Source organism: Lacinutrix cladophorae (assembly GCF_053604645.1).
Genome location: NZ_JBSHNR010000110.1, coordinates 385,072 through 403,652, shown reverse-complemented (window position 1 = coordinate 403,652; position 18,581 = coordinate 385,072). Strand labels below are relative to the sequence as shown.

Annotated in this window: 16 protein-coding genes; 1 reads left to right on the top strand and 15 read right to left on the bottom strand. The window is 32.2% G+C overall.

Going from position 1 to position 18,581, the window contains the following annotated elements; translation table 11 throughout:
* Positions 1-25: 25 nt before the first annotated feature.
* From ACVC3Y_RS09100 to ACVC3Y_RS09090, 3 genes are all read right to left on the bottom strand, one after another.
* Complete coding sequence (locus ACVC3Y_RS09100; protein ID WP_303422277.1) at positions 26-1,030, bottom strand: App1 family protein; 1,005 nt, start codon at positions 1,028-1,030, stop codon at positions 26-28.
* Positions 1,031-1,105: 75 nt separating this feature from the next.
* A complete protein-coding gene (locus tag ACVC3Y_RS09095) occupies positions 1,106-3,535 on the bottom strand; it encodes a sodium-translocating pyrophosphatase (protein ID WP_452226689.1) in 2,430 nt (809 codons plus the stop codon).
* 260 nt (positions 3,536-3,795) lie between these two features.
* Entirely contained in the window at positions 3,796-4,323 is a 528-nt protein-coding gene (locus tag ACVC3Y_RS09090) for an inorganic diphosphatase (protein ID WP_303422282.1), read from the bottom strand.
* 167 nt (positions 4,324-4,490) lie between these two features.
* On the opposite strand from ACVC3Y_RS09090, the gene ACVC3Y_RS09085 reads away from it, so the two are divergent.
* Positions 4,491-4,892, top strand: coding sequence for a hypothetical protein (locus ACVC3Y_RS09085; RefSeq protein WP_452226688.1), 402 nt, complete (start codon positions 4,491-4,493; stop codon positions 4,890-4,892).
* 23 nt (positions 4,893-4,915) lie between these two features.
* On the opposite strand, the gene ACVC3Y_RS09080 is transcribed toward ACVC3Y_RS09085, so the two are convergent.
* The 12 genes from ACVC3Y_RS09080 to ACVC3Y_RS09025 form a co-directional block, all read right to left on the bottom strand.
* On the bottom strand, positions 4,916-5,917 hold the full coding sequence (locus tag ACVC3Y_RS09080; protein WP_303422287.1) for an NAD(P)H-dependent glycerol-3-phosphate dehydrogenase: 1,002 nt from the start codon (positions 5,915-5,917) through the stop codon (positions 4,916-4,918).
* Positions 5,918-5,926: 9 nt separating this feature from the next.
* A complete protein-coding gene (locus ACVC3Y_RS09075; protein WP_452226687.1) occupies positions 5,927-9,157 on the bottom strand; it encodes an HAD-IB family hydrolase in 3,231 nt (1,076 codons plus the stop codon).
* Positions 9,158-9,163: 6 nt separating this feature from the next.
* On the bottom strand, positions 9,164-10,345 hold the full coding sequence (locus tag ACVC3Y_RS09070) for an alpha/beta fold hydrolase (RefSeq protein ID WP_303422292.1): 1,182 nt from the start codon (positions 10,343-10,345) through the stop codon (positions 9,164-9,166).
* 7 nt (positions 10,346-10,352) lie between these two features.
* Positions 10,353-11,288 carry an alpha/beta hydrolase gene (locus ACVC3Y_RS09065; protein ID WP_303422295.1) on the bottom strand — a complete coding sequence of 312 codons (936 nt, stop codon included), beginning with the start codon at positions 11,286-11,288 and terminating at the stop codon, positions 10,353-10,355.
* 3 nt (positions 11,289-11,291) lie between these two features.
* Complete coding sequence (locus ACVC3Y_RS09060; RefSeq protein WP_303422297.1) at positions 11,292-13,133, bottom strand: WS/DGAT/MGAT family O-acyltransferase; 1,842 nt, start codon at positions 13,131-13,133, stop codon at positions 11,292-11,294.
* A 196-nt stretch (positions 13,134-13,329) separates the two neighbouring features.
* Entirely contained in the window at positions 13,330-14,640 is a 1,311-nt protein-coding gene (locus ACVC3Y_RS09055; RefSeq protein ID WP_303422300.1) for an ABC1 kinase family protein, read from the bottom strand.
* Between the two features lie 98 nt (positions 14,641-14,738).
* Positions 14,739-15,389 (bottom strand): TetR family transcriptional regulator C-terminal domain-containing protein, encoded by a 651-nt coding sequence (locus tag ACVC3Y_RS09050; RefSeq protein ID WP_452226686.1) that lies wholly within the window; start codon positions 15,387-15,389, stop codon positions 14,739-14,741.
* Positions 15,390-15,518: 129 nt separating this feature from the next.
* Positions 15,519-15,809, bottom strand: a complete 291-nt coding sequence (locus ACVC3Y_RS09045; RefSeq protein ID WP_303422306.1) for a hypothetical protein — start codon at positions 15,807-15,809, stop codon at positions 15,519-15,521.
* Positions 15,810-15,837: 28 nt separating this feature from the next.
* Positions 15,838-16,698 (bottom strand): hypothetical protein, encoded by an 861-nt coding sequence (locus ACVC3Y_RS09040; protein WP_452226685.1) that lies wholly within the window; start codon positions 16,696-16,698, stop codon positions 15,838-15,840.
* Between the two features lie 108 nt (positions 16,699-16,806).
* Positions 16,807-17,070: a hypothetical protein gene (locus ACVC3Y_RS09035; protein WP_452226684.1), complete on the bottom strand. Its 264-nt coding sequence runs from the start codon at positions 17,068-17,070 to the stop codon at positions 16,807-16,809.
* Positions 17,071-17,189: 119 nt separating this feature from the next.
* A complete protein-coding gene (locus ACVC3Y_RS09030; protein ID WP_303422315.1) occupies positions 17,190-17,990 on the bottom strand; it encodes an AfsR/SARP family transcriptional regulator in 801 nt (266 codons plus the stop codon).
* An 8-nt stretch (positions 17,991-17,998) separates the two neighbouring features.
* On the bottom strand, positions 17,999-18,538 hold the full coding sequence (locus tag ACVC3Y_RS09025) for a hypothetical protein (RefSeq protein ID WP_452226683.1): 540 nt from the start codon (positions 18,536-18,538) through the stop codon (positions 17,999-18,001).
* Between the last annotated feature and the right edge of the window lie 43 nt (positions 18,539-18,581).

Below are 18,581 nucleotides of genomic sequence, written 5' to 3'. Positions count from 1 at the left end.
AATTCTAAACAACAAATATTTAGCATTAAGCTATAAAACCATTTTCTCTAGCATGTGTAATAGCTTGTACACTACTCTCTACTAGTAACGCAGGAGTCGTTTTATAATTTTCAAGCAAGCCTTTTACTCGAAGCATTTTCTTCTTATGTTTTACGCTACGCAAATAAATAGCTTTTATTCGCTCTGGAAACAAGGTTGCTATTTCTATATAAATATCTGGATCATGCTCTCCACTATCTCCTATTAAAATAAAAGGTAAATTGGGGTATGTTTTTAATAAATCTAATATTTCCTTTTGCTTTTGCGGTTTTTCATCGGGTGCTTTCTTTTTCAAAATATCTTTAAAACTCCTTAATAATATAGGACCTTTCGGAAAATTATTTTGTTTTAAAAATAATTCTAAATATCGGTACAAATTCCATGGACTATGACTAACATAAAAAATAGGATTTGCATTTTCACCAGACTTTCCACGATGTAATAAATGATAAAAATCGGCAGCACCATCCAAAGGCAAACGCATTTTTGCAGATTTAAAAAGAGTATTATAGAGCACTCTCCACTTTAATGTAGACACCACACCTGTGTGTAAAATGGTGTCATCAATATCGCTTGCAACACCAAATTCTACTGAATTAGAAGGAATTAGTATTTCGGCAGGAAAACGATTTTCCTTTTGTATACCTGGCTTAATAGCAACATCTTGAAAAGCAACCTCACAAGCTAACCAACCCTCTACATTAGCCATTGCTTTTAAACCTTTAACATTCGCTTTCATTTTAAAATAACCATGCGTATCGCTTGTTGTTTCTAAAAAAGACCCATCTGGTAATTTTACAACAATGCTAGCATTCTTAATTTCGTCACTTTCTAAACGTTTCCAACTATTTATTAGCACACTAAAAAAACCTTGTTGTTCTAAATCTATAGATTCATCTTGTAAAGCCCTTCCTCTTAAATAAAAGTGAGTATCAGTCCCGTAGCTTTGAAAAGCAATAATTTGAACAGGTTCTTTCTTAAATAATTTCATAAATAAATAGGTTGCCTTAAAATAACAAAAAAACCACGCAAAATGCGTGGTTTTTTTTATTTAAAATATAGTTCTTTACTCTACAACTTCCTTTATTCTAATAGTAACATCCTTTCCTAAAGCCTCCACTTTTTGCTTAACCTCATCAAAGTCTCCTTGATAAACTTCAGTTACTACATCTTCAATTCCATTTTTAATAATAGCCGTTTTAACTATTGCCTTTGCAGTACCATCCTCAAATTTCTGAATAGATGCCTTACGTATTACTTGGTTATTTGCGTCTTCTACAATTTGTTCTACAAGAACCTCATTATTTAGAGCCAGACCTTCTTCGGTATGCCCTCCTAATATTGGAGCAATAACTAAGCCTATTAAACAAGTAAGTTTAATTAAAATATTCATAGAAGGACCAGAAGTATCTTTAAATGGATCTCCAACAGTATCTCCTGTAACTGCTGCTTTATGTGCATCAGAACCTTTAAAAGTCATTTCACCATTAATCTCTACTCCAGCTTCAAAGGATTTTTTAGCATTATCCCAAGCACCTCCAGCATTATTTTGAAAGATTGCCCAAAGCACGCCACTAACAGTTACTCCTGCCATATAACCACCAAGCATTTCTGCAATCGCTAAATGACTCATTCCAAATAACATTGGCACAAATGCTATTACTAAAGGAAAACCTATAGTCAATAAACCAGGTAACATCATTTCTTTTAAAGATGCTTTAGTAGAAATATCTACACATTTATCGTATTCTGGTTTCCCTGTACCTTCCATAATTCCAGGAATATCCCTAAATTGTCTACGTACTTCTTCCACCATTTCCATTGCAGCCTTACCAACAGCATTCATAGCTAAAGCTGAAAATACTACAGGCACCATACCACCAACAAATAGCATTGCCAGAACTGGTGCTTTAAAAATATTTATTCCGTCTATTCCAGTAAAAGTTACATAAGCAGCAAAAAGTGCTAATGAGGTTAATGCAGCCGAAGCGATTGCAAAACCTTTTCCTGTTGCAGCTGTTGTGTTACCAACAGAGTCTAAAATATCGGTACGCTCTCTTACAATTGGTTCTTGCTCGCTCATTTCTGCAATGCCACCAGCATTATCAGAAATTGGTCCAAAAGCATCAATTGCTAATTGCATAGCTGTTGTTGCCATCATGGCAGATGCTGCTAGAGCAACCCCATAGAACCCTGCAAAAGCATACGACGCCCAAATAGCACCAGCAAATAATAAAACCGAAGGGAATGTTGAAATCATTCCGGTAGCTAAACCTGCTATAATATTAGTACCTGCTCCCGTACTAGATTGTTGTACAATTTTCAAAATTGGAGATTTTCCCAATCCTGTATAATATTCTGTTACCGAAGAAATAACTGCTCCTACTACTAAACCAACAAGAGTAGCATAAAATACTCGCATAGAAGAAATTTCTTGTAAGCCTTCGCCAAAGAAATTCATTTGCATCGTTTCTGGCAACATCCAAGTTACTAAACCAAAACAAGCTGCCGCAACTAAAATAATAGAAGTCCAGTTACCAATATTTAAAGCCCCCATTACTTGCGCTTCTTTAGCATCGTTACTTTTAATTTTAACAAGTACAGTTCCAATAATAGAAATAATAATTCCTACTCCTGCAATTGCCATTGGTAATAAAATTGGACCAATACCACCAAAGGCATCTCCAATATTTCCACCCATATCTTTAATCACATAATTACCTAAAACCATTGCTGCTAATACTGTAGCAACATACGACCCAAATAAATCGGCTCCCATTCCTGCAACATCTCCTACATTATCACCTACATTATCTGCAATTGTAGCAGGATTTCTCGGATCATCTTCTGGAATACCAGCTTCTACTTTACCAACTAAATCTGCACCTACATCTGCTGCTTTTGTATAAATACCACCACCAACTCTTGCAAATAAAGCGATAGATTCTGCACCAAGAGAAAACCCTGCTAAAGTTTCTAAAACAATAGTCATGTCCATGGTGTTTGTCCAAACGCCTCCCATAAAAAAGTGAAAGAAAAATATAAAGAAAGCAGTTAAACCAAGTACTGCTAATCCTGCAACACCAAGTCCCATTACAGTACCACCACCAAAAGAAATTTTAAGTGCGTTTGGCAAACTAGTACGAGCAGCTTGTGTCGTTCTTACGTTTGTTTTCGTTGCTATTTTCATACCTATATTTCCTGCAAAAGCAGAAAAAACAGCACCACAAATAAAAGCGATAACTATCAACCAATGTGTTGTTGGCACTACAAAAGATACAATTGCTAATAATACACTTACGATAACTACAAAGACTGCTAGTAAACGGTATTCTGCATTTAAGAAAGCAAGAGCTCCTTCGTAGATGTGATCTGAAATTTCTTTCATTTTACCATCTCCTGCATCTTGTTTCATTACCCATTTTTGTTTAATCATCATATAGATTAAACCTAAAATTGCCAATGCAATTGGCATATAAATCATCATTGATTCCATATTATATTTAGTTTGATTAGTTTTTAATGATTGCTAATGTAATAAATTCAAACAGAAGTAAAAAATATTTTAAAATCATCAATTTTTTAACATAAAAACAAGCTTTTTGATATTTATGCGCTTTAAACAAAATAGGAACAAATTAATTTTACCTAAAAAGTAAACAATAACAAATTGCAATACTTTAAAATTTACTTATTTAAAAGTAAAAACCCTTTCATTTTTTAATGAAAGGGTTTTTACTTTAAGTTTAGAGATCTTTATATCTTGAAATCTCCTTTTGCTTTATGCTCGCTGTTTTCGTAACGTTCAATACACTTATTTAAAATTTGGTAAGCTTCTTGCGCATTTCCCCAACCACCAACATCAACTTTTTTCTTTTCTAAATCTTTATATACTTGAAAAAAGTGTGTAATTTCTTTTATTCTATGTGGATTTAAGTCTTCAATGTCGTTATATATATTCCAGATAGGATCTGTAGTTGGTACACAAATTAATTTTTCGTCTGGACCTTTTTCGTCTGTCATATGAAATACACCAATTGGCTTTACTTCCATAACACACATTGGAAAAGTTGGTTCAGTCCCCATCACTAAAACATCTAATGGATCCCCATCTAATGCTAAAGTTTCTGGAATAAAGCCATAATCTCCTGGATACATCATGGATGAGAAAAGCATTCTATCGAATCGGATTTTATGTAGATCAAAATCGTATTCATATTTGTTTCTGCTTCCTTTTGGAATTTCTATTAAAACATCAAAGGTTAATTTTCCTTTTGGGCTCATGTAAAAAGTATTTATGCATTTCCGCAAAAGCGAAAATAAAATTATTAAAATCGTAAAAATTGGAGACCAAAAATACAGAAACATTTAGCGTCTAGCAACTAAAACCCATTTCATTTAAACAAAAATTATTATATTAGTAATTTAACAGCTATTAATTTTATTTTTTGATGTCTTTTTGTAAAAAATATTTCATCTTTTTTTTATTACTAATTCCGTTTATCAACTTTGCACAAAGTTTAACATGCTGTACCTCTCAAATTGAAATTGAAAATGCCCTTACTGGTTATTGGAAAATTAAAAATGAGGACTCTAAAAGTATTTATCATTATTGGTTTGAAAATGGCAGAGGAAATGTTGAAAATGTAAAATCAACAGGAACTATTGGAAAATATAAACCTGTTGAAAAATCGCACTCTCACATTTATTTAAAAAAAGAAGAAAGTCAGTTTGTGCTAGAATACATTTATAGATATGGTAATTGGACTTCTACTTTAATACAACTAGACGCTACTCATTTAGTTTTAGAAACCAATGGAGAAATCACAGAATACTACAAAGTAAAAGAGTAAACTATTTATTATTAAACAGAATATTATCCTGGTTCCTTCTCTGAACCACTTTCTATTTTAAGTAAGCCTTTAAAGGCATCATTTACGGTGTTGCCTTCATAAAGAACTTTATATACTTCTCTCGAAATAGGCATATCTACCTTATAATCGTTAGCAAGTTCCATGACCACTTTAGCTGTTTTTACACCTTCGGCAACCTCATTCATTTCTTCGATAATTTGTTTTAGACTTTTACCTTGACCTATTTGAAAACCAACATGATGGTTTCTACTTTTAGAACTAGAACAAGTAGCTACTAAATCTCCCATTCCTGCAAGTCCAGAAAAAGTTCTTCGCCTTCCTCCCATAGCTGTACCTAATCTGGTTAATTCCGATAGCCCTCTGGTTATTAAGGCTGCTCTAGTATTATCGCCAGCATTTGCTCCATCTCCCATTCCTGTAGCAATTGCCATAATGTTTTTTAAAGCACCACCTAGTTCACAGCCAATAACATCGTTATTCGTATATACTCTAAACAATCCTGTGCTAAAAACTTGCTGTAATTGCTTAGCAATGGTTTTATCTACCATGGCTATTACCGCTGCAGCTGCTTGACCAGAATGAATTTCTTTTGCTAAATTTGGACCTGTTAAAACCCCTGCAGGATGACCAGGAAGCTCTTGCTCTATAATTTGCGTCATTCGCATTTTGGTGTCTAATTCTAAACCTTTAGACAAGCTTACAATGGGAACCCAAGGTCTTATAAAAGGTTTCGCAGTATGTAACACTTCTCTAAAATGTTGCGAAGGAATCCCCATAACAATCACATCTGCATTTTTAACTGTTTCTTCAATGGAAGCTGAAGCTTTTAAGTTTTTATGTAATAGTGCTCCTGGCAAATATTTAGAATTTTTGTGTTCTTCATTTATTTCCTGAACTGTTTTTTCATTTCTTGCCCATAAAATAGTTTCGCTATTTTTTGCTGTTAATGATGCAACTGTGGTTCCCCAAGATCCTCCTCCTAAAACTCCTACGTTTAATTTCATAACTTAAAATTAATTTTCTAATTCATTAATATATAAATCTCGAACTTCTTCTATATGTTTATTGATGTTTTTTCTTTTCCAAAGAGATGTATCAACTGGTTCTAAGACAACTACTTCTATATGTGTTGGTTTAAACATGCTTGTTCCTTTAGGCATTGCCATATATGCATTTTTAATTACAATAGGAATAATTGGCACTCCTGCTTGCATGGCAAGATGAAATGCACCTTTTTTGAAGGCTCCTAAAGTTTTGCTTCCGCTTCGTGTTCCTTCTGGCGCAATAGCCACAGAAATACCGCTCTTTAATGCTTCTACGGCAGGCTGCATCGCTTCAATAGCTTTTTCTTTATTTGCTCTGTCTACATAAATTGCTCCTAAAGCTTTAAAAATAGGGCCAAAAGGTGTTCTTTCTAATTCTTTTTTAGCAATCCCTGTAAAATCATGACGAATTAGTTTCATAACAATAAAGAAATCTGCTGCACTTTGATGGTTAAAACAAAAAACTGCTGGACGAATTTCTTCTAAATGATGCTTTCCTTTTACTGCTATTTCTAATCCAGCCATTTTAGATCCTAAATCTCCAATACTTGAAAAAGTGGTATTAGCAGCTTGTTGTCTAGACATCGTCATTGCTCCTTTTACAATTCCTTTTACGGCTGAAGGATAAATACTTGCTGCTGCTAACCCTGTTCTAAAGCCATTAACTAAAGGTTTACCAACTGGTTCTTCGAATCTTAGAATTGGCCAATTATTTTCGAATGCTACTTGGGATAATCTTTGATCTGGATTTGTTGCTACTGGTTTTCCAACGATTTTTAACAAAGGATAATCGTCAAAACTATCAGTATAGAAATAACTTTTTGCTAGATCTACTTTATTCTTTTTTGCAAATTTTCGTGCGGCTCTAGCTTTACCTTCTCCCCAGCACATTTCGGAAACACGACCAGTAAACTTACCGTTACGTAACTCCATTTCGGTAGCATAAATATCTTTAATTCCTAATGCCTTAGCTATTGGTTTAATTTGGTAAGTGGTAGCTGCTGAAATAATAACCACTTTATGTCCTTTTTCTATATGTTTTGCTATTAAATCTCGAGATTCAGAATAAATTGTTTCCTCTAAATAATCGGTAAAAACTTGCTCTCCTAATTCTGTAAATGCAGATTCTGTAATACCTTTTACTCCAAGTGCTGCAATTTTGGTAAGCACTTCAAAATCTCTATTTCCTAATGCAAATACTGCTGCAGTAGCAAACTGTGTTAGATATTCTTTTGCTGTTGTTTTGCCACTAAACAGACGTGTAGTCATGAATTTTTTTGCCGAAAAATCGTTAATTAGCGTTCTATCCATATCAAAAAACGCTGTTATATGTGGTCCTTCTTCTATTGTTTCCTCTAGATTTACTTCGTCATTACCAGAATCTGGAACTACATTTTGTTGGATTGGCTCCTCGTTTATCGTTTTTTCATCTTGTACATTCTCGATATGTTTTAAGTAGAATAACCTTTCTGATAAATCTTCTATTTGCGTTTTCCAACCTTCTAAACCTTCATAATCTATTACTCTTTCGACAGGAACAAGATTTGCATTTTTAGCAAAACGAAGTGCATTAATTAAAAATGGTTTTGAAACACTATCTAAACGTGTTATTTTAGATTGCCAATGCAATTCTTTTCCTTTAAACATTGCAAGCTCAATAAAATCTTCTTCATTAAACTCATCGTCTGTATCCCAACTGTTAAGTGTATAACAAACTACCTTATCTGCTTCTAAATAAGATAATAAAATAGCTCTAGAAACGAATAAATCTTGTTTTTTTAATAATGCGGATATATTTCCATTTGGATCTGCTAAAATGGCTCTCCAATTTTTATCGAATCGCATTAACTCGGCTTCTATCTCACTACTAAATTGAGGCTTGTTCGTGTAAAAAAACTCGAACTTAAACAAATTTCGAAGTTTCATTATTTCTTCCCAGAAATGGGTAATTCGGTTATTAGATGTATCGCCTTTTATTTTTACCAAAGCCATTTCAATAAAAGCTTGATGATACAAATGACCAGAAGCCATATTTGCGTAATAGGTTGCTGGCAAATATTCTGTAGCAACTAAACTATATTGTGCTTTTTGTCCAGCTCTACTTTTTTGAATTATTCTTGCACCTTGCAATAAATTTAAAGCGGTTTGAATGGTTACACCTATTTTATTTCCACGATCTATAAGTACATCTTCTTGTTTCCGACCAATATATGTCATTAATCTATTGACCTTGAATTCGATTTCTTTTTTGGTTAAAGCAAAATCGTTTAACAAAACATGACAAACTAACGAAACGGTAGTTACAGGAGTAATAGCATTCGCTTTATGAATAAGCTCGAAAGCAAAACGTGGGAGTGTATTTTTATCTGCATAACTATCTGCTTCCATATCTGGAATGATAGCTTGTAAATCTTCATTCAATTCTACTGGATCCCCAAACCGAATGGCTGCACGACCATAATCGTTTCCAAGTTTTTTAATATAGTTTACTGCTTCTTTTACATTTTCCGATTTTTTTTCTTGTCCTTTTCCTTCCTCGGTCATTTGTTTGACATCTGGAATTAGGTCGTAAACAATAGAAACAGGAACGTATTTTATATTTCTTGCGCTTTGCAATTCGCCTTCTTTAATGTATTTTAAAATTCCCATTTTGGGATAAATAATCTTACCGGTTCTGGAACGGGTTCCTTCAATATTCCAAGTTAAATGATCTCCTTTGTCAATTATTGTTGAAATATAATGACGCAATGCAGCTTTGTAAATAGCATCGTCTTTAAAGCTTCTTCGAATAAAAATAAGCCCTGCGTTATTTCCTAACTGTTTCATTCCTGGAAATGCTAAATTACTTCCACCAAATGAATATGGAATTGGCATACCATATCGAGCCAATGTAGAAATTAGCACCAAAGTATCAAGATAAGTTTTATGTGTCATGATGAATGCAACCGAATTACGCTGCATGAGTTTCATGAGTTTTTTGATTCCTTTTGGATCGACATCAATTTTATCATTATACGCTCTAGAAAGGATATAATCGAAGCTTTTAACAGCTAATAATTTAGCAATTGGCTGCTGTTGTGCATACAATTCTTTAATACAATTTGCACCTTGTTTTTTCACCTCTTCAAGATCTAAATCTTGTTGAATCGCAATTTGTTTTAAAGCTTTCTGAAATTTATGATGTGCAATAATTTGATCCATGTATTATTATTTTATGACTGGGAGAATTGCCTTCTTGGTTTGTAATGCTTTTCTTGCTTTGTTCCAAAAATGGGGATATAAAAATCGCTCAATATTTGCTGAAACTTCTTGTATTTCTTTTCCATTTAAATTGGCGCTTAATGCATTTGCTGTTGTTAATAAAACACTTGCATTTGCTCCCATTCCGGAATGGCTTCCGTAGACCTCAATATTTTTAATATTTTTTCTAAAAGTTTCTGCTTCCATACAATGTTTCCATGGAACTAATCCATCGGTTTTTGTATAAATACAAGTTACTGGAACGGTTGGTATAGGTTCTAACTCAGCCAGAAATCTTTCATTTCTTTCTTTTAAAGATTTTCCTCTAAAAAATTCTAACAAACCATATACTGGTGTTTTCATATCCATAACTCCCCAAATTGGTGAGCCAATTGTTAAAATTTGTTCTACTTGACTTGGATGTCTATTTGCCATTATTTTTGCAAAAATACCGCCACCACTCCAACCTACAATACTAACTTTTTCTTGGTGTTGTTGGTAGATATCTGCAAGTTTTTCTTCTAATCTAGGAATATAATGTGCCTTTACCATGTTAAATCCTAAGTCCCACTTATAGGTTGCAAAACCTAGAGATTTTAAATATTTTCTAACAAATGATGTTGAAAAATCGTCGCCTAAATACGGTGGAATTAATAGTACTGGTTTTCCTTTTCCTTTTATACGTTTTGGAATAAATGGATATAAGCAATAAATGGATGACCATTCGATTAACGATCTGCTTTCCATCATCATATTAAACAATGGAGGAATTGGGATCTTTTTATTTATAATCGTTATTTCTTTTTTGAATCTATCTAGAATAGAATTGGTGTATTTGTATTCATTTTGATCGTGACCTTTGGAAATAGAATTTCCTATATTTTCTAATATTTTGATTAGTGTAATGTAATCCCGATTTGGGCCCAATTCATCACAAACCAAAATCATTTCGTCTAATAAATGTTCTATTATTTCGTGCTCGTCTTTTTTAACATTCTTAATAAGCACTTTAATTTCCTTTTGACAAGGGTGTTGTTTAAACTGTAAACCCACTAGTTTTTTAGCTTCTCTAATAGTTAAACCATTAAGAGTTCCTAGCGCTACAGCCAAACGAGTAAATATTTTATATGTAATTTGGGTTTCTTCCATTTGTATTTTAATCTTGCATACGAGCATTTAACCAACCAATAATTTCTTCTTTTACAGCTCTGGCATTGGTTTCGTTTAACATTTCATGTCGTCCTCCTTCGTATAAATTGAAGGTAAAATCGTTTACACCTCTTTTTTCATATTGTTTAGCAACACGTTTTACCCCTTTCCCCATTTCTCCAACTGGATCTTTATCGCCAGAAAACATTAGAATTGGCAAATTTTTAGGTGTTGCTTTAAATGCATCTGGTGTATTTAGCTTTTTAGAATTTTTGATAATATCTAGAAAAACCCCTAGTGAAAAATCTTCTATTCTGTATGGATCTTTTGCATAGATATCTACTTGTGCTTCATCACTACTAATCCAATCGAACTTGGTTCTATTCGGTTTAAATTTCTTGTTAAATTCGCCAAAAAAGAAAGATTTCAAGAATTCGTTTCCTCTTGCTCTTCCGCGAAAAGCGGTAACTGTTGTTGCTGTTACCAGTCCAATATTTCCTAATCCTTTTATAAAACTTGCAGTTCCAGATAAAATTAAGGCATCCATTTCTTTTGCATATTTAGTTACATACTTTCTACTAAAAAGCGATCCCATGCTATGTCCAAATAATATGAATTTAGTATTCGGGTTTTCAGCTTTCATTAGGTGATACAAAGCGTGCATATCTTCTACACAATCGTCAAAATATTCTTTGCCATCATAAAACCCAAATAAGCGTTTCATTTCTGCTGTTTTTCCGTGTGCTCTATGATCGTTAGCATAAACCGAATAACCTTCCTCTTGTAAAAGGTGCGCCATATCATCATATCTTCCAGCATGTTCTCCTAGTCCATGGGCAATTTGGATTAAACCTTTAAAAGGCACATTTGGGTTTGCTTCCCATTTATAATAACAAATGGATTCACCATCTGTAGATTTTAATATATGTGTATTGTAATGCATTAATTATCTTTGTAAAAATGCAGAAAGTAACTTCATGAATTTCCCTTTACTTGCTGCCGTTCCTGTTATTTTAATTCTTCCTTGTATTTTTAACTCTTCTAAAAGTAATTTCCCTTTATATAAAGCCAATAAGTTTTGATCTTCAATTTCAATTAAAACTTTTGGATCTAAATTTTTCTTTTTCTTTATTACTGCTGTTGCTTTGGTTAAATCTATTTCCCAGCCGTCTGTTCTATCTCCTAAATCTAATTGAATTTGGTACACCCCTTTATAAGTTTTAGTTGCTTTAGGATTTTCTTTAAAATACTTTTTTAAAGCAGTAAAAAAAGGTGTGCTTTTGCTTCTTACTTGTTTTTTTGTTTTTGTAACCTTTTTTCCTTTCTCTAGGTTTTTAATTTGCAACTCCAACTCGTTAGCAGATTCTCTAATATATCTAGAAAATAAATCGGCATCTGGCATTGTCTTAGCATCTGATGTTGTTGTAATACTTACTTGACCATTGTAACTGAATGCTGCAATAATTAATCCGAAACCATCAACAACTGGAGTTAATCCAAAAATAGAAACCACTTTGTGTCCATTTAAATACAATAAACCTCTTGGTCCTGGAACATTGGTTATGGTTACATTAAAAGGTGGTCTGTGTAAATCTTTAATATTGTATTTACTATATAAACCAGCTGCTAAATTTGCCAAACCAAAAGGAACCACATCGGCCATTTTAGCTAAGGTTTTTGCTCCCATGGTATTGTGTCTAGATTTACCTAACATGGTTTGCTCTTGAATATATTCTAATCGCTCTAAAGGATCTTCAATATGTGTTGCCAATTGAATCATCATATTAGCAATTTGATTATTTAATTGGTTGCTATTTTCTGTACGAATAGAAATTGGCACATTAGCAACTAGTGGATGCAAAGGGAGTTTTTCTTTTTCCACTAAATAGCGACGTATAGCACCTGCACAAATTGCAAGAATAACATCGTTAATACTTCCTCCCATCGTTTTTCGAAGTGCATTGATACGATCGAAAGATAAAATTGCAGTTCCCCAAGTTCTTTTTGCAGAAATATTACCATTAAAAATAGTTATTGGAACTGGGTATTTTGTTGCGCTAAACTCCTTTTGAATACTTAATTTTTTTGCTGCTTTATTTTTAATAAAACTATAAGCTGTTTCTGCAACTGTTTTTGGTATTCTAAACGGGTTTTTTAAAAAACCATAACCACTTTTTAATAATAAACTAAGCTCATCGGGCAATGGTTCTGGACTAAATGCTTTTGGTTTAGCACGCTTTTTTTGTTTTCCGTTTTCGTCGCTATCGTATAAAACGCCCATAATACCAACTCCAGAGTTACCATCAATCATTACATGATGTACTTTGGTTACAATAGCAACTGAGCCTTTTGGCACCTGTGCAATTTCGTCAATTCCTTCAATAAAATGTACAGACCATAATGGTCTACGTAAATCTAAAGGAGCAGAAAACAATGTAGAAGTTAAATCTCTTAATGTTTTCCAATTGGAAGGATCAGGTAATTTAATTCGGTTTAAATGCAAGTCTAAATCAAAATTTGGATCGTCTACCCAATATGGATAATCCAAATTCATAGGAACATTAAGTAAACGTTGTCTAAATTTTGGAATTAAATGTAATTTAGAAGCAACAATTTCCTTAAAATCTTCAAACTTTAAAGAACCTTCTACAATATTTAATGTTGCAATATGCATTGGACTTGTTGGAGATTCTGCATATAAAAATGCAGCATCAGAACCTGAAATCTGTTGTATTGAAGCATCGAATGCATCTTGCACAATGTCTTTCAAATCAATTTTTTTTGCCATTATTAGTTCCTTGTATTTTATGCTATTCTAAAAAGAAATTATCAATTCGTTAATTATTTTTTGAAAATTTAATGATTTTAATAAAACAAACCTCGAATTATAACACATTTTTTGCAATATACCTTATTTTTAAAAAATACTATGCACGCATAACAAATAGAATACTTAAGAAGATATAGTATGAATAACGGAAAGTTTACAGGCTTTTATAATTATTTATTTTAATATTATTTGCTTTTAAGTCGAACATTAAATTAAACAAACCAAAAAACGTTCTATTTAAATAAATAAAATGTTTAGAACCTCTATTAGCATTCATTTTATTAGATCTTGTGCTTTTAAAATATTGTTCTCCTATAGCTGCTATTTTTTCAAAAAAAACAGCATTAGAAAAATCAAAATTTTCTTCTCTAAATGGCTGAGTAAAAAAACTTAAAACATCGTGAAACATATTAGTAAAAAAAACTATTTCCTCTTTAGTATCTTCTTTTCTTAAAATTTCTAATACCAATAACTGATTATGAAATAATTTAGGATCCTCCAGAATTTCTTTATTGAATAATTCGAAATAAGGAAAATAAAAGTCCTCTGGAATAATTTTCATACAGCCAAAGTCTATTGCAATTAGCTTTCCTTTTTCAGAAATTAAAAAATTTCCAGGATGCGGATCTGCATGTACTTTTTTAAGAACATGCATTTGGTACAAATAAAAGTCCCATAAGGCTTGCCCAATTTGATTTGCTAACCCTGGATTGGTATTTATTTTAGTAAATTCGGAAAGATGCATCCCTTCCATCCAATCCATTGTTATTATTTGTTGCGAGGAAAACGCTTCGTAATATCTTGGGAACTCTAAATTGGGAATATGCGCACATGCTGTGACGACTTCTTTGCTTTGTTCTATTTCTAACAAATAGTTTGTTTCTTCTAAAAGTTTACCTTCTACTTCTTTAAAATAAACTTCGGAATGCTCTCCTTTTATATTAAACATTTTCATAGCAATTGGCTTAACCATTGCTAAATCGGATAAAATACTATCTGCAACTCCTGGATATTGTATTTTTACTGCTAGTGCTTTTCCGTCTTTTTCGGCTTTATGTACTTGCCCTATACTTGCTGCATTTATAGCTTCTGAATTAAATGCATCAAAAATCTCATTTGGAAATTGACCGAAAGACTTTTTAAAAGTTTTTAAAACTAATGGAGCAGATAATGGTGGTACCGAAAATTGGGATAAGGAAAACTTTTCGACATATGCTTGCGGCAAAATGTTTTTCTCCATACTTAACATTTGTGCTAATTTTAGAGCAGAACCTTTAAGGTCTTTTAAACTATCGTAAATATCTGTTGCATTAGATTCGTCTAGTCGTTCTTTGGCTTCTTCCTCCGAATTCACCATTTTATCACCAAAATATTTTAAATAATTCACACCAACTTTTGCTCCAGTTTGTACTAATTTAGATGCACGTTGGATTTTAGAAATTGGTATGTTTTTAATTGTTTTCATTTTATGCTCGCGAAAGCGAATATCTTTATATTAAATTTTCTCCGTTTTATATTTCCTTCGTTTTTGAAACTTTGAAGGTATACCAATATTTAATCCTGTTATTTCACTTTCTCTTTATATAAAAACTTTGCTAGGTCTATTATATTATTTAAAGACTTGGTATTTAACAACTCGAAACTTGTATTTATTGATTTTTCGATAAAAATATCTGTTTTTTCAAAAGCTTCAGAAGTATCGTCTAACCAAAACTTCATGGTGAATAATAATTGAATCCAAGAAGATTCTTTTATGGTTTTCTTTTGAATATTTTCAATAGTATCGACATTTAAGTGAAGGGTTTCTAAATCTAATTCTTCTACAAATTTTAAAAAACTACGTTTAAATCTGGAAAACCTGGAAAGTGCTTTCAGCTGATTTTCAAAACCTTTTAAATTTATTTTTAGAAACTCTTGGTTAAGCGAAAGATTTTCAAAAAAAGTATAATATAGACTAAGTAGTTTGTCTTTTTTAGTAAACGAAACATACTCTGGTGTTTGTTTTAAAATGGCTAAAGAATTATCGAAAAGCAACAGATAAATATCCTTTTCCAAATCTTTAAACGAAGTGAAATGTGTGAGGAATAATTCTTCTGAAAAGCCATGTAATTGCGTAAAATCTGTAATTGAATCTGGCTTATTTCGATGTTCCACCACATAGTCCATATACATGGTTAATATTTCGGATGCTGCAATTTTATTTTTCTTAGCCATTCTCTTTTTATTTGCCCTTAAAAGTACGAAACGTTTTGTCTAAAACGAGCATCTATAAAACAAAAAAGGCTGTCTTTACAGACAACCTTTTTCAACTAACCAACTTAATTATTAACAAAAACTTTAAAACTATGCGATAAGCTTAGTAAATCTTTTTTTGCTAAGTTTTACATGTTTTTTAACACCAGTTAAAGCGGTAAAAACTAAATCTTGATTTGTAGCAGCTAATTTCAAGCTATCTTTTATTGCTTTATTAGCAACCGTTTGCCATTGTTCTGCAACAATTATAGTTTCACTAACAACTTCTTCTGTTGTATTAAGAGCGTAATTGTTAGCAGATGCTGCAACTTTTTTTGTTTTTTTTATTGTTTTAAATATCATTTTCTTTGGTGTATCTAAAAGTGATTTTGTAGTACTCATATTGAATTATATTATACGTTAAATCTAATTATTTTTTAGCTTCTGTTTTAGCTTCGGCTACTTTAGTTGCTCCTTCTTTTTTAACCTCAGCTACTTTTTTTACTGTTGCTTTTTTAACAGCTGTTGTTTTTTTAGCTACTGTTGCTTTTGCTTTAGGAGCAGCTTTTGTTACTGCTTTAGTAACCGCTTTTTTGGTTGCAGTTGTTTTTTTAGCTACCGTTTTCTTTGGTGCTGCTTTAGCTACTACTTTTGTTGCTTTGGTTGCTTTGGTTGCAGTTGCTGTTGCTTTTTTTAGCACTGTTTTTTTTGTTGCAACTGCTTTTTTAGTTACTTTTTTAGCAACTTTTGCTTTAGGTGCCTCTTTAGCATCTTCTATTATAGCTTCTCCTTTGTCAATTATTTTTGAAGCTTGCTCTAATACATCACCTTTAAGTTCATTAAACTTAGCCATTCCCATGTTTTTGATGTCTTCAGAAACTTTTTCTGCTTTTTGAACCATTGGGTTTTCAGAAACCTTCTCTGTGATATCTTCAACTATCCCTACAACTTTTCTACTTACAGGATTATTGATTGCCATGTCTTTGGCTTTTTCAACTAAATCGGCATCAATACCAACTAAATCTTTCATTTTATCTGTTCCTGAAACGAACTGACCTTTAACAGCTTCAGCAGTATCAAAAATCATATGGATTTGTTGTTCTCTTACTTTTTCTGACTTCTTAATTAACTTAGAAGCTAATTTTTGCCATTTTTCACTATTATCTACCACTGTATTAATTGTAGCTATAGAAGCCTTAACTAATTCTTTATTAATTTTTGTTACAACATTAGTATCGTTACTAGCTTTACTTGTTGCTTTTTTTGCTACTTTTTTTGTTTTAGTTGCCATAATATATTGTTGTTATTCTATTGTTCTTTTTAATTCTGGTACAAACATACAATCAGCAAGTTACAAATGAGTTACACTTGTGTATGCGTTCCTTTATTTGTTTTGAAATTATTTAGACTTTGCCAAAAATTGTACCGCTTTTCCTTTTACAGTCTCTAAAGTATTAAATATTACATCTTGATTTTTAGCAGAAACTTTTAAACCTTTCTTTACTAATTTAGCAGAAAGCCCTACTCCTTTCTCCGTTAAGTCTATAGATTTAGTGAATACTTTCTCTGTTGTATTTAAAGCAAAATCGTTTGCCTTAGTTGTTAATCCTAAAACTTTATTCGCAGTCGTATTAATAATTGTTGCTTTAATTTTCGTAGCCATAATATGTTATTTAATATGTATGGTGCAAACGTACAAATCGATAGTTACAAATGAGTTGCAGTTAAAATATAGTTGAAATTGAAGTTGAAGTTGAAAAATGTGATTCTTACTAAAAACTTTTAAATACTTTCAATCTCTTTGAGAAGATTCTTTGTCGCAGGTAATGGATCAATACCATATTCCTGATCCAATACATCGGCACATTTTTGATAAGCTTTAATGGCTTGTGGTCTGTTTCCTTTTTTAATATAAGCCTGCATTTGAAGTCTGTATGCATCTTCCCAAGTATTATCTATTGCAATAGCACATTGTGCTAAACGAATACTTTCTAAAGGGTTTTCGTTTAATAGAATTTCGGCAAGTATAACGTAAGCTCCTAAAATTAGGATTTGTATTTTCTCGCGTTCTTCAGACGACCAATCTTCAAAAACACGATTAGGTAAATAAACCCCTTGATATAATGCAATTGCTGCTTTATACGCTTGTTTTGCAATAGCTTGATCTTCGCCAAAAGCTTCATTACCTATTATTATATATTGTTCTAGTGCTTCTACATCTATCCAAACTTTTTCTAAATCTAATTGATAGCTAACGCCTTGTCTAATAACAAAAACAGGTTCGATTCTAGAAGCTCTTTCGGGTTCTAATACTTTATTAACGCCATGTAATGCTACTTTAAAATCGCGATCGTCGCCATCTTCCCAAAGATGATCCATGATTTTTTCTTTATGAAGCGCATGTCGTTGTCTATTAGAAATTAAATATTGTAATAATTGTACGGTTTTATCACGTCCCCATTTTTTAGAATCTACTTTTTCGTTTTGAAGCCATAGATTAAACTGCCCCAAGGTTTGAATGCGAATAACTGCATCTTCTTGAAATTGTTTTAATTCTTTTAATCTATTGCGAAGTGAATTCATTAAAAAGCTTACTTCTTTTTAGTTGTTCGTGTAGTTTTAGTCGTTTTGGAAGACTTACTAATAGCATCTACTTTTGCATTTAGTTTTTTAATTTCTTCTGCTAAAGAGCTAATGGATTCCTTAATTGTATTAAAGTCGGAACGTGATGCATTTCTCCATTGATCTATATGTACTTTATCTTTTAAGTCTTCCCCAAAATAACTTATTTGATCTTGAATATTTGCTACTTGTTTTCTTGGATCTTTAATTGTTTCCATAATAACTTTTGGCCCTTCTTTTGCCATTGTTTTCCATAGAGAAAAACTCTTTTTTAATAGGGAATCTTGCACTTCTGGGGATTCATCTTTAGTAGCTTCCAAAGTTAAATCTCCTAATCTTTCTTGAATAAAAGCAACTGCATCATTAAAATTAGTAAAGCTTTCGTCTTCTCCACCTTGCACATGCGATACTTTGCCGCGCCATTGCACTTTAGACTCACCATCTTCTTCAAAAATAATCTGGTTAAACCGAACCATAAAAGACGCGGTTTGATCTGCTTTCTTAGCCATAATCTTAAAATTTTAATCGATTACAAAGTACAATACTTTTTTT

What these genes read in the sequence shown, in the direction of transcription:
- ACVC3Y_RS09100 (WP_303422277.1), bottom strand. Translation starts at nt 1,030, where the DNA reads ATGAAATTATTTAAGAAAGAACCTGTTCAAATTATTGCTTTTCAAAGC.
- ACVC3Y_RS09095 (WP_452226689.1), bottom strand. Translation starts at nt 3,535, where the DNA reads ATGGAATCAATGATGATTTATATGCCAATTGCATTGGCAATTTTAGGT.
- ACVC3Y_RS09090 (WP_303422282.1), bottom strand. Translation starts at nt 4,323, where the DNA reads ATGAGCCCAAAAGGAAAATTAACCTTTGATGTTTTAATAGAAATTCCA.
- ACVC3Y_RS09085 (WP_452226688.1), top strand. Translation starts at nt 4,491, where the DNA reads ATGTCTTTTTGTAAAAAATATTTCATCTTTTTTTTATTACTAATTCCG.
- ACVC3Y_RS09080 (WP_303422287.1), bottom strand. Translation starts at nt 5,917, where the DNA reads ATGAAATTAAACGTAGGAGTTTTAGGAGGAGGATCTTGGGGAACCACA.
- ACVC3Y_RS09075 (WP_452226687.1), bottom strand. Translation starts at nt 9,157, where the DNA reads ATGGATCAAATTATTGCACATCATAAATTTCAGAAAGCTTTAAAACAA.
- ACVC3Y_RS09070 (WP_303422292.1), bottom strand. Translation starts at nt 10,345, where the DNA reads ATGGAAGAAACCCAAATTACATATAAAATATTTACTCGTTTGGCTGTA.
- ACVC3Y_RS09065 (WP_303422295.1), bottom strand. Translation starts at nt 11,288, where the DNA reads ATGCATTACAATACACATATATTAAAATCTACAGATGGTGAATCCATT.
- ACVC3Y_RS09060 (WP_303422297.1), bottom strand. Translation starts at nt 13,133, where the DNA reads ATGGCAAAAAAAATTGATTTGAAAGACATTGTGCAAGATGCATTCGAT.
- ACVC3Y_RS09055 (WP_303422300.1), bottom strand. Translation starts at nt 14,640, where the DNA reads ATGAAAACAATTAAAAACATACCAATTTCTAAAATCCAACGTGCATCT.
- ACVC3Y_RS09050 (WP_452226686.1), bottom strand. Translation starts at nt 15,389, where the DNA reads ATGGCTAAGAAAAATAAAATTGCAGCATCCGAAATATTAACCATGTAT.
- ACVC3Y_RS09045 (WP_303422306.1), bottom strand. Translation starts at nt 15,809, where the DNA reads ATGAGTACTACAAAATCACTTTTAGATACACCAAAGAAAATGATATTT.
- ACVC3Y_RS09040 (WP_452226685.1), bottom strand. Translation starts at nt 16,698, where the DNA reads ATGGCAACTAAAACAAAAAAAGTAGCAAAAAAAGCAACAAGTAAAGCT.
- ACVC3Y_RS09035 (WP_452226684.1), bottom strand. Translation starts at nt 17,070, where the DNA reads ATGGCTACGAAAATTAAAGCAACAATTATTAATACGACTGCGAATAAA.
- ACVC3Y_RS09030 (WP_303422315.1), bottom strand. Translation starts at nt 17,990, where the DNA reads ATGAATTCACTTCGCAATAGATTAAAAGAATTAAAACAATTTCAAGAA.
- ACVC3Y_RS09025 (WP_452226683.1), bottom strand. Translation starts at nt 18,538, where the DNA reads ATGGCTAAGAAAGCAGATCAAACCGCGTCTTTTATGGTTCGGTTTAAC.